General features: G+C 41.0%; 2 protein-coding genes. Both read right to left on the minus strand.

Features of this window, described 5'->3' with window-relative positions; all coding sequences use genetic code 11:
- On the minus strand, positions 1 to 287 hold a 287-nt coding region (locus MTF64_RS19800), incomplete at its 3' end, for a hypothetical protein (protein WP_248452435.1).
- The coding region (locus MTF64_RS19805; protein ID WP_248452436.1) for a non-ribosomal peptide synthetase at positions 284 to 1,718 on the minus strand (1,435 nt) is incomplete at its 5' end. The genes MTF64_RS19800 and MTF64_RS19805, both read right to left, overlap by 4 nt.

Here is a 1,718-nt window from a genome sequence, read left to right on the forward strand (position 1 = left end):
GAACCACCTTCTAATTGGTCTATCAGCCACAGCCTTTGTTGGCTGAATGATAGTGGAAGCTGTGACGGAGGATTCTCAACTTTTTTGATCTCAGGTAATTGAGCAACAGAAGTATCATCTACACCATTTGATAAATAGTTAATCAGTTCCTTTTTGTTCGCCTTCACCAGTGACTTCAATTCATCAGAAAAAACATGCCCTTTTTCGACTTGATATTTCAACTGTTCACCTTCAACAAATAAGCGAACCCCCGCTAAAATAGCCTGTTCAACTAGTTGCTCAATCATAACCATCCCTCTTCTTCTACACCTTCTTGTTCCAGCCGTTCCAGCAAACTAGTTCTTTGTCTTTCCTTATCAATATGTGCCGCCAACGTCCGCACACTGTCCTGCTCAAAAATCACTTTCACGCTGATATTGCAATCAAATTGTTCTTGGATACGAGGTAAGAGTTTCATCACTAATAGCGAATTTCCTCCTAATTCAAAAAAGCTCCGACTGAGACACAATTCACTCGCGCCTTGACCTAATAAATCAGCACACATGTGTTGTAATTTTGTTTCGGTATCTGTCTCTGGTTGCGAGACTACAGTGTCAACTGAAGCAGGTTTAAAATGCACTAGATCTTTCTCAAGTTTTTTCTTGTCCAATTTGCCGTTTACGTTAGTAGGCAGCTTCTGCAAAAGATAAAAATGTGCGGGAGTCATAATATCTGGAAGCAACTTGCTCAGTTTATCTTTCAGATATGCAGTCAGATCTGTGTGTTGACTTAGAACAGCTTCATCACCAGTGATAAACGCAATCAAAACTGGATTATTGCCGTCTGATTGGTCAAGCATAATTACCACTTCTCTGATTTCTTCTATATCTCGGACACACTGTTCAATTTCTGCTAATTCTATCCTTATGCCACGCAGTTTAATTTGATCGTCATTGCGACCACGAAAGACAAGAAATTGATCTTCATCCAAGCTCGACAGATCGCCCGTTTTATACAACTTTTCTGTATTTCCAAGGCCATCTCTTCTTAGAATAAATTTTTCTCTAGTTAATTTAGGTTGATTCAAATAGCCACGGGCCAAACTGACCCCGGAAAAAGCTATCTCCCCAGTAGTTCCTGGAGCACTTAAACCACCTAAACAATCTAAAAGCCTAACTCTTGTATTTACAATTGAGCGACCCAAGGAGTTAGGAAAAAGCCTTCCTTGTTCCTGACAGACACCAAATATCGCAGCCTCAGTCGGACCATAAAACTGGGCAACATCTACTTTAGGTAATACAAGTGAAATCGACTTGATGAGTTCTTCTGGGACTTTTTCTCCACCTGTGGCTAATAACCTTAAATTGGGAAGTTTGGTGTGTGTATTGCTTTCTCTGATGTAATCTAGCCAAACCGCGAGCAAGCTTGGTACCATATGAACAAACGATGTATCTTGTAAATTGCGATGTAACTCTTCAATGTTATTGATGGTTTCATCATCAATCACCCTGATCCCTGCACCACAGGAAAGTGGGAATAGTGTCTCTACAACTGAAATATCAAATGCGAACGAAGCAATACACGGAACCCAATCACCTTCTTTTAACCTAGTTAACTTATCAAGATAGGCAAAACGATTAGTTAGTGCTTTGTGCTCAAGCATCACCCCTTTAGGGCGTCCAGTGGATCCCGAGGTATACATCACATAGGCGAGTGATTCCGCAGTCCCAAGCGGTTGC

The organism is Pseudoalteromonas sp. 2CM41L (assembly GCF_023161905.1).
GTDB lineage: Bacteria > Pseudomonadota > Gammaproteobacteria > Enterobacterales > Alteromonadaceae > Pseudoalteromonas > Pseudoalteromonas atlantica.